Raw genomic sequence first — 9,443 nt, 5'->3', positions numbered from 1 at the left:
GTGGAAGAGAAAGTCCGCGAATGCCTGGAAGCCGACCGCGCTCGCGTGCAAGTCGGTCGCATCTCGCGCTTCGGCCTGCTGGAAATGTCCCGTCAACGCCTGCGTCCATCGCTTGGCGAAAGCAGCGGCATCGTTTGCCCGCGTTGCAACGGCACCGGCATCATCCGCGACGTTGAATCGCTGTCGCTGGCGATCCTGCGCCTGATCGAAGAAGAAGCCCTGAAAGACCGCACCGCCGAAGTTCGCGCACAAGTGCCGATCCCGGTGGCCGCGTTCCTGCTCAACGAAAAACGCAACTCGATCACCAAGATCGAACTGCGCACCCGCGCTCGCATCGTCATTCTGCCGAACGATCACCTCGAAACGCCGCACTTCGAAGTTCAGCGTCTGCGTGATGACAGCCCGGAAGCCCACATCAACCAGTCCAGCTACGAAATCGCTGCTGCCGCTGCCGAAGTGGAAGAAGTCCAGCCAGCCGCCGCGACCCGCACCCTGGTTCGCCAGGAAGCCGCGGTCAAGACTGCACCGGCCCGTGCCAACGCACCGGTGCCGACTGAAGTCGTCGCTGCCGCGCCAGCACCTGCACCGGTCGCCGCGCCAGAGCCAAGCCTGTTCAAAGGCCTGGTGAAGTCGCTGGTCAGCCTGTTCGCTACCAAAGAAGAGCCAGCTGCTCCGGTTGTGGTTGAAAAACCTGCGACCACCGAGCGTCCGGCCCGTAACGAAGAGCGTCGCAACGGTCGTCAACAGAGCCGCAACCGTAACGGTCGCCGCGATGAAGAGCGCAAGCCTCGTGAGGAACGTGCACCGCGTGAAGAACGCGCACCACGTGAGCCACGCGAAGAGCGTGCACCGCGCGAAGCCCGTGAAGAGACCACCGCTACCCCGGTAGTCGCTCGCGAAGAACGCGCACCACGCGCCCCTCGTGAAGAACGTGCACCGCGCGCTCCTCGTGAAGACCGCAAACCACGTGGCGACCGCGAAGAGCGTCCGGTACGTGAACTGCGCGAGCCACTGGATGCTGCTCCTGCCGCACCAGCCGCTGCCGTTGCCGTTGCCGCGACCACTGAAGAGCGTCCAGCCCGTCAGCCACGTGAAGAACGCGCGCCACGCCCACCGCGTGAAGAGCGTCAGCCACGTGCCGAACAAGCGGCTGCCGCCTCTGAAGAAGAACTGCTGACCAGCGAAGAGCAGCAACAGGAAGACGGTCAGGAAGGCGCCGAAGGCGATCGTCCACGCCGCCGCTCCCGTGGCCAGCGTCGTCGCAGCAACCGTCGCGAGCGTCAACGTGATGCCAACGGCAACGTGATCGAAGGTTCGGAAGAGTCCGAGTCCGCCGACGGTAGCGAAGCCAGCGAAACCAACGAAGCGCCAAGTGCTGCCGATCTGGCCGCCGGCCTGGCTGTTACCGCAGCCGTTGCCAGCACCGTGATCAGCGCGCCTGCCGAAGCCCAGGCTCACGAGCAAGCCGAACGCGCCACTGCTACTGTTCAGGAAACTGCACCAGTAGAAGCGCCGGTCGTTGAAGCGACTACTCCGGTAGAAGCAACAGCCGCTCCGGAAGTTGAAGTAGCGCCGGTTCGTGAAGCACAGCCTGAATTCCAGGCCGCTGCCGAGCCTGCTTTCGTCGCCGAGCCAGTGGTTGTCGCAGAATCGGTTGTCGAAACATCGACCGAAACCGTGACCGAAGCTGTCCGCGAAGTGCGCGAAGAGCAAACCGCGTTCAACTGGGTTGCCGAGCCAGTAGCCGCCGAGCCAGTCGTCGAAGCTCCAGCGCCAGTCGCTGAAGCACCGGCGGTTGAAGCGATGGTCTCCGAGCCAGTGGTTGCCGCTGCCGAACCTGCTTCAGTGGTCGAAGCTCCGGTTGTCGCGCAGGTCGCTGCACCGGTGGTCGAAGCCGCCCCTGCCAGCGCCCTGACCGAAAATGGCCGCGCGCCGAACGACCCACGTGAAGTGCGTCGCCGCAAGCGTGAAGCCGAGCGTCTGCAGAAAGAAGCCGAACTGGCTGGCGCTGCTGCTCCGGCTGTTGCCGAGCCAGCACCGGTTGTAGCTGAAGTCGTCGAGGCAGCTCCTGCCCCGGCCGCTGAAGTCGCTGCCGACCCGGTTGAATCCGCGATCGACGAAGCACCTCGCTCCGTTCAGGAAGCGGTACAGCAACACGAAGAAGCCCAGGAAAAAGAACACGAGCCTAAACCCCTCGTCTGATTCCATCGGCTACTAAAAAGCCCCGCCTGGTGATCCAGGCGGGGCTTTTTTTATGCTCGTGATCCTCAGCGCAATCCCCTGTGGGAGCGGGCTTGCTCGCGAAAACGGTTTAACATTCAACATTCATGCAGGCTGATCCACCGCATTCGCGAGCAAGCCCGCTCCCACAGGGAATCTATGCCGGCGGGTAGATCAACTTCTCGGGCACATCCACATCCCACAACACACCGGGATCGTCCACCGCTACCTCGACCACCCTCGCCTGCGCGAACAACGGCTTGGCCCCGCGATCACCGGACAACCCCATCAGCCCCGGCCCAAAGCGCCGGCCGAAACCCACCGGATGCCCGAACTCGCCCGCGTGCACCGGCACGCTGATGCAATCATCCGCAATCGCCGCGACTACTTGCTCGATGCTCGACGGCAAGATGAACGGCATATCACCCAACACAATCAGCCACCCGCCGAGCTGCGAACAAGCCACCACACCCGCCGCAATGCTGTCGCCCATGCCGGTGGACTCGATCAGCACAATCTCGTAACCGTAAGCCTGAGCCATGCGAATCACCTGGGGGCGATCCTCGGTGGTGACCAGCACGCGCTTCTCAATGCTGGGCGGCAGGTTTACCAACACCTGCTCGATCACCGAGCGTACGGCGCCGTCGCGACCGGTGCAGTCGGCCAGCAACTTGTCCTTTTCGGCGCCAGCGACCTGTCGAAAGCGGCTGCCCTGCCCCGCCGCCAACACGATGACACCGATGGGCTCGCTCATACGTCCTCCCGCAACGGCTTCTTCTGCTTCAGCTCGACGCCGTTCTTGATCGCCACGATTTCGGCCAGCAACGACAAGGCGATTTCCGCCGGGGTGTGGCTGCCGATGTGCAGACCGATCGGGCCGTGCAGCCGCTCGATGGCCTGTTCTGACAAGCCTAGCTGAGCCAGGTTGTCCCGGCGCTTCAGGCTGTTGACCCGCGACCCCAGTGCGCCGACGTAGAACGCCCTGGAATCGAGGGCTGTCAGCAGCGCCATGTCATCCAGCCGTGGATCGTGGGTCAAGGCGACGATGGCAGTGCGTTCGTCGGTCTGGATGTTCAACACGGCTTCGTCGGGCATGCCCGGCACGAAACGACCGTGCTGTTCTTCCCAACCGTAGACGAACTCGGTACGCGGATCGCAGATCAGCACTTCGAAATCCAGCAGTCGCGCCATTTCCGCGACATAGCGCGACAGTTGCCCGGCACCGATCAGCAACAAGCGCCAGCGCGGACCGTAGATCGCGCGCAAGGTGTTGCCGTCAAAACTCAGCACATCGGTCTTGTGCGCCGGTTGCAAAACCACTTCGCCGCTCGTCAGATCCAGCGAACGGGCGACGATTTCATGGGCTTCGCAGCGGGCCAGCAACTCGGCGACCCACGCCGGGTCACCGACTCGCTCTTCAGTCAGGCGCAAGGTGCCGCCGCACGGCAAGCCGAACCGCGCCGCCTCTTCGCGGGTGACGCCGTAGGTGATCAATTGCACGGGCGGCCCATCAGCCGGGATCCGGCCATCGTGCAGCCGCGCGATCAGATCATCCTCGACACAACCGCCCGACACCGAGCCGATCACTACGCCGTCCTCACGCAACGCCAACATGGCGCCCGGTGCCCGGGGCGCGGTGCCCCAGGTCTGGACCACGCTGTACAACACCACCCGCTGACCGGCGCGACGCCAGTCGAGCACGCTGCGCAGGACGTTCAGATCGACGCTGTCCATCAGGCCTGCGCCTTCTGCCAGCCCTGCAGTTGATAGCGAACCGGCAGACTGCGGATACGTTTGCCGGTGGCGGCAAAGATCGCGTTGCACAGCGCCGGCGCAATCGGCGGCACACCCGGCTCACCGACCCCGCCCAACGGCACTTCGCCCGGCGGCGTGACCAGATGCACAGCGACTTCTTTCGGCGCGAGGGACATGCGCGCCACTTCGTACATGTGGAAGTTGTCCTGCTGGACCTTGCCGTCCTTGAAGCTGATTTCGCCGAGCACCGCGTTGCCCAGGCCCATGACGCAGGCACCTTCGAACTGCGAGCGAATCCGCTCGGGATTGATCTGCGGACCGCAATCCACGGCGATGTCGGCCTTGTGCACGATCAGGGTGCCGTCGTCCTTGACTTCGACTTCGATCACCGCCGCCACATAGGTGACGAAGCTGTAATGCACCGCCAACCCCAGGCCTCGGCCCTTGGGTAGCGTGCGCCCCCAACCAGCGGCTTTGGCGGCGGTTTCCAGTACGGTGCGCATGCGGGCGGTATCGATCGGATAACGCTCGGGAGACTCGCCGTAGTTCCACTCTTCACTCAAGGTGCGCGGATCGATCTGACGGTCCGGGCCGAGCAACTTGATCTGATACTTCAGCGGATCCTGCCCGGCTTTGTGGGCCAATTCATCGACGAAGGTCTGAATCGCGAAGCCGTGGGGAATGTTCGACACCGAGCGATACCAGCCGACCCGGGTGTGGACTGTCGCTTCCGGGTTTTCCAGGCGCACGTTGGGGATCGCATACGCCATATTGGTGAAACCCATGCCCAACTCGAACGCCGCCTCGTGGTTCATCCCCGGGGCGAACAGCGCGGTGATGCTCGGCGCCACGGTGCGGTGCAACCAGCCGGAGGGCAAGCCGTCCTTGTCGAGGCTGGCCTTCAGGTATTCGGCGGACACGGTGTGGAAGTAGGAACAGTGGATGTCGTCTTCACGGGTCCATTGCACGCGCACGGCCTTACCGGGGAATTCCTTGGCGAGGATCGCGGCTTCGATGACGAAATCCGGTTTGGATTTACGCCCGAAACCACCGCCGAGCAAGGTCACGTTGAAGGTGACGTTATCGAACGGCAGGCCCAGGCGTTCGCCGATCCGCTCACGGGTAACTTGCGGCGCCTGACTCGGTGCCCAGGCTTCGCACACGCCATCCTTAAAGCGAGCGATGGCGACCATCGGTTCCATCGGCGCCTGTGCCAGGTGCGGCAGATAGTAGGACGCTTCGAGGGTGCTGCCGGCGCCGGCCAGGGCCTTGTCGATATCGCCGGTGTTGCGCACCACTTTGCCGGGTTTGAGCGAGGCCGCTTCCAGTTCCTTGCGGTAGGCAATCGAGTCGTAACTGGCGTTGGGGCCGTCGTCCCACTCGATGTTCAGCGCTTCGCGGCCCTTGATCGCGGCCCAGGTGTTGCTCGCGACCACGGCCACGCCACCCAACGGCTGGAACTCTGATGGCAGCGGACGGCTTTCGATCTGCAAGACCTTGATCACACCCGGGACTTTCATTGCCGCATTGGCATCGAAGGATTTGACCTTGCCGCCATACACCGCAGGACGTGCGATGGTCGCGTAAAGCATGCCGTCGAAATGCACATCCGCGCCGTAGACCGCACGACCGTTGACGATGTCGGCACCGTCGATGGCGCGCACGCCTTCCTTGCCGATGTAGCGAAATTCCGACGGCTGCTTGAGCCGCAGGCTGTCACGGGCCGGCACCGCCAGCGCACTGGCTGCGGCGGCGAGTTCGCCGTAACCGAGTTCACGCTTGGTCGGTTGGTGAATTACTTTGTGCAGTTGCGCGCGGCACTCACCGACCGGCACTTTCCACTGCTCGGCCGCAGCCTGTTCCAGCATGGTCCGCGCGGCGGCACCGCAACGCCGCATCGGCTCGTACCAATGACGCATGCTGCGCGAACCGTCGGTGTCCTGGTTACCGAAGCGCACTTCGTCACCCGGCGCCTGTTGCACTTTGACCAGCGCCCAGTCGGCGTCCAGTTCATCGGCCACCACCATGCTCAGGCTGGTGCGCACGCCCTGGCCCATTTCCGAACGGTTGCACACCACGGTCACCGTGCCGTCGGCAGCGATGCTGACGTAGACCTTCGGATCGTCGACCCAGCCATTGGGCATGCCATCGGCGCCGAATTTCTTCGGTTTGTCTTCAGCGAAAGCGTCTTGCCAGCCCCAACTCGCGGCGATTACCAGCGCACTGGTGGCGCCGACGCCTTTGAGAAAACCGCGACGGCTGAGGTTGCTCAGATTGCTCAGGGCGAAATCATTCGGGAGCTGGCTCATGCCTTGGCCTCCTTCAGATGAGTGGAGGCCTGGCGGATGGCGGTCTTGATGCGGTTGTAAGTACCGCAACGGCAGATGTTGCCGACCATCGCCTCTTCGATTTGCTCGTCGCTCGGGTTGGGATTGGTCTTGAGCAACGCAGTGGCGGACATGATCTGCCCGCCCTGGCAGAAACCGCACTGGGCCACGGCGGTGTCGAGCCAGGCTTGCTGGACGATTTGCCCGACCGGGTCGGCGTGCAGATTGTCGATGGTGCGCACGTCCTGGCCGACCACCGAACCAATCGGCGTGATGCAACTGCGCGCCGGCAAACCGTCGATATGGATGGTGCACGCGCCGCACAGGCCCATGCCACAGCCGAATTTAGTACCGTTGTAACCGGCCACGTCGCGGATCGCCCAGAGCAGCGGCATATCCTCGGTCACGTCGAGTTGATGGTCTTGGCCATTGAGTTTGAGGGTAATCATGGGCACGCCCGCATAGTTGTTTCGGTTATGGGGTCGAGCAATCTGCCGCCAGGGGGTAGCGGTGGGTTCACGCAGATCGGCTCAGGCTAATCGGCTCTCTTACGCGGACGGCAATGTCTGCGTCGGGCCTTTGGTGGAGCAAATGCTTGCATCGTTAGGTGGCTAAGTTAACCCAGCATTAACAAAAAAGCCCTGCACAATTGAAGTTGTGCAGGGCTTCGAAATTCGCCTGTTTAAAGCGTAGCTTCAATATCGATTGGGTTCCATTTCCAGCTCGACGCTGAAGCGTTGCGCAATGTCTTTCTGGATCCGTTGCGCCAAATCCAGTAACTGCAAACCGGTCGCGCCGCCGTAGTTGACCAGCACCAGTGCCTGCAATTTATGCACGCCAGCATCAGCCTCACGGAAACCTTTCCAGCCAGCCTTCTCGATCAACCAGCCCGCCGCCAGTTTCATTTGCCCGTCGGCTTGCGCGTAGGCCACCAGATCCGGGTATTCAAGCTTGAGCCGAGTCACCAGCGCCGCTGGCACCAACGGGTTCTTGAAGAAGCTGCCGGCATTGCCAAGCACGGCCGGGTCCGGGAGTTTTTCGCTGCGGATGCTGCAAATCGCCTGGCTGACATCGGTCGGCGTCGGGTGGTCGATGCCCTGCTCGGTCAGGCGCTGGCGCACCGGGCCGTATTCCAGATGCAGGTGCGCAGTGCGATTCAGGGTGAAGCGGACCCGCAGGATCAACCAACGCCCCGGCTGCTGTTTGAACAGGCTATCGCGGTAGGCGAAGTTGCATTCTTCCAGGCCGAAATCCCGCAGCTCGCCGGTCTGGCGATCCAGCGCGGTGAGGCCGGCGAATACGTCCTTGATCTCAACGCCATACGCGCCGATGTTCTGCATCGGTGCCGCGCCAACAGTGCCTGGAATCAAGCTGAGGTTTTCCAGCCCCGACAAGCCTTGGGCCAAGGTGTGTTGCACGAACGGATGCCAAGGCTCGCCGGCCTCGGCTTCGATCACCACCTGACTGCCATCATCGCTCAAAACACGAATGCCACGCGTGGCCATGCGCAGCACCAACGCCTGGATATCCGCAGTCAGCAGCAAGTTGCTGCCGCCACCGATCACCAACAGCGGCACCGCGTTCGAAGCGGCATAAGCCAGTGCTTCACGGACCTCGGTGTCGTTATGGGCTTCGGCAAACAGCTGCGCTCGAACGTCCACGCCAAAACTGTTGAACGGCTTGAGGGAAACCCCGGGGTGGACCTGCAAACTCATAACCGTCCCTTCAACTCGATCACCAGTAAATCACTGGCGCGCTCGATCAAATCCAACACTTGCTCAAAGCCTTGGTCGCCGTCGTAGTACGGGTCCGGCACTTCATCGATTTCCGACTGATAGCGACGCAGGAACAGGTCCAGCTCAGCCTTGCCCTTGGCCGGTTGCAGGGCCTTGAGGTTGCGCAGGTTGCTGTTGTCCATGGCCAGGATCAGGTCATACGTGGCGAAATCCGCACGGCTGACTTGTTGGGCACGCTGGGCCGACAGGTCGTAACCGCGCAGTTTGGCCGCGGCCTGGCTGCGCTTGTCCGGGGCCTTGCCGACGTGCCAGTCACCGGTGCCGGCGGAGGCCACTTCGACTTGATCGGCCAGACCGGCCTCACGCAATTTATGCCGCAACACGCCTTCGGCCGTGGGCGAACGGCAGATGTTGCCCAGGCAGACGAACAAAACCCGCATCAGGCCTCCAGCAGGCGACGAACGCGCTCGAGGTCTTCGACGGTATCGACGCCGGTCGGCGGTGCGATCAACGCATCGGCAACGTGAATCCGCACGCCATGCCACAGGGCGCGCAGTTGTTCCAGGGATTCGGTGTTTTCCAGCCAGCACGGGCCCCAGCTGACGAAGTCATGCAGGAAACCTGCGCGGTAGGCATAAATGCCGATATGGCGACGATACGGCACGCCTTGCGGCATTTGCTCGCGAGTCTTGGCAAATGCGTCCCGGGCCCATGGCAGCGTGGCGCGGCTGAAGGTCAGCGCCAGGCCATTGAGGTCGCTGACGACCTTGACCACGTTGGGATTGAACAGGGTTTCCACATCCTCGATCGGCTCGGCCAACGTGGCCATGCGCGCTTCGGTGTGGGCGGCCAGGTTGGCGGCGACCTGATCGATCACGCTCGGCGGGATCAGCGGCTCGTCACCCTGGACGTTGACCACGATCGCGTCGTCCGCCAGGCCGAGTTTCGTCGCCACTTCGGCCAACCGGTCGGTGCCGGAATTATGGTCTTCACGGGTCAGCACCACTTCGGCGCCAAAGCCTTTGCAGGCCTCGACGATGCGTGCGTCGTCCGTGGCGACCACCACGCGCTGGGCGCTGCTTTTGCTCGCCTGTTCCCAGACGTGCTGGATCATCGGCTTGCCGGCGATCAGCAGCAGCGGTTTGCCCGGCAGGCGGGTGGAGGCGTAACGCGATGGAATCACAACGGTAAAGGCTGTGGTCATTTATCCAGGCGCTCGTCGGTAGTCAGGGTGCGCGCTTCGGTTTCGAGCATTACCGGGATGCCGTCGCGAATCGGGTACGCCAGGCCGGCGCCCTTGCTGATCAGCTCGGTCTTGTCGGCACTGAGCTTGAGCGGGCCTTTGCAGACCGGGCAAGCGAGGATATCGAGCAATTTGGTGTCCATGAGCATTCCCTGGATAAAA

General features: G+C 62.9%; 9 protein-coding genes. 1 reads left to right on the top strand and 8 read right to left on the bottom strand.

The window, feature by feature from the left end:
* The coding region (locus tag ACIOYV_RS28700) for a ribonuclease E (RefSeq protein WP_401329207.1) at positions 1–2,202 on the top strand (2,202 nt) is incomplete at its 5' end.
* Between the two features lie 175 nt (positions 2,203–2,377).
* On the opposite strand, the gene ACIOYV_RS28695 is transcribed toward ACIOYV_RS28700, so the two are convergent.
* The 8 genes from ACIOYV_RS28695 to ACIOYV_RS28660 all read right to left on the bottom strand — a co-directional run bounded on the left by ACIOYV_RS28695 (position 2,378) and on the right by ACIOYV_RS28660 (position 9,424).
* A complete protein-coding gene (locus ACIOYV_RS28695; RefSeq protein WP_401329204.1) occupies positions 2,378–2,974 on the bottom strand; it encodes an NTP transferase domain-containing protein in 597 nt (198 codons plus the stop codon).
* The gene (locus ACIOYV_RS28690) at positions 2,971–3,954 is read right to left on the bottom strand and encodes an XdhC family protein (protein ID WP_401329201.1); all 984 of its coding nucleotides are present in this window, start codon (positions 3,952–3,954) and stop codon (positions 2,971–2,973) included. The genes ACIOYV_RS28695 and ACIOYV_RS28690 overlap by 4 nt, the downstream gene beginning before the upstream one ends.
* Complete coding sequence (locus ACIOYV_RS28685) at positions 3,954–6,284, bottom strand: molybdopterin cofactor-binding domain-containing protein (RefSeq protein WP_401329198.1); 2,331 nt, start codon at positions 6,282–6,284, stop codon at positions 3,954–3,956. The genes ACIOYV_RS28690 and ACIOYV_RS28685 overlap by 1 nt, the downstream gene beginning before the upstream one ends.
* A complete protein-coding gene (locus tag ACIOYV_RS28680) occupies positions 6,281–6,751 on the bottom strand; it encodes a (2Fe-2S)-binding protein (protein ID WP_054051753.1) in 471 nt (156 codons plus the stop codon). The genes ACIOYV_RS28685 and ACIOYV_RS28680 overlap by 4 nt, the downstream gene beginning before the upstream one ends.
* Positions 6,752–6,997: 246 nt before the next feature.
* On the bottom strand, positions 6,998–8,017 hold the full coding sequence (gene murB / locus ACIOYV_RS28675) for a UDP-N-acetylmuramate dehydrogenase (RefSeq protein WP_401329195.1): 1,020 nt from the start codon (positions 8,015–8,017) through the stop codon (positions 6,998–7,000).
* Positions 8,014–8,478: a low molecular weight protein-tyrosine-phosphatase gene (locus ACIOYV_RS28670; protein ID WP_054613853.1), complete on the bottom strand. Its 465-nt coding sequence runs from the start codon at positions 8,476–8,478 to the stop codon at positions 8,014–8,016. The genes murB and ACIOYV_RS28670 overlap by 4 nt, the downstream gene beginning before the upstream one ends.
* Positions 8,478–9,242, bottom strand: a complete 765-nt coding sequence (gene kdsB, locus ACIOYV_RS28665; RefSeq protein ID WP_401329192.1) for a 3-deoxy-manno-octulosonate cytidylyltransferase — start codon at positions 9,240–9,242, stop codon at positions 8,478–8,480. The genes ACIOYV_RS28670 and kdsB overlap by 1 nt, the downstream gene beginning before the upstream one ends.
* The gene (locus ACIOYV_RS28660; protein WP_007945752.1) at positions 9,239–9,424 is read right to left on the bottom strand and encodes a Trm112 family protein; all 186 of its coding nucleotides are present in this window, start codon (positions 9,422–9,424) and stop codon (positions 9,239–9,241) included. The genes kdsB and ACIOYV_RS28660 overlap by 4 nt, the downstream gene beginning before the upstream one ends.
* Positions 9,425–9,443: the final 19 nt, after the last annotated feature.

The sequence above is a fragment of the Pseudomonas sp. NPDC087342 genome, assembly GCF_044744265.1.
GTDB lineage: Bacteria > Pseudomonadota > Gammaproteobacteria > Pseudomonadales > Pseudomonadaceae > Aquipseudomonas > Aquipseudomonas nunensis.
This window is presented reverse-complemented; position numbering and strand designations above follow the sequence as displayed.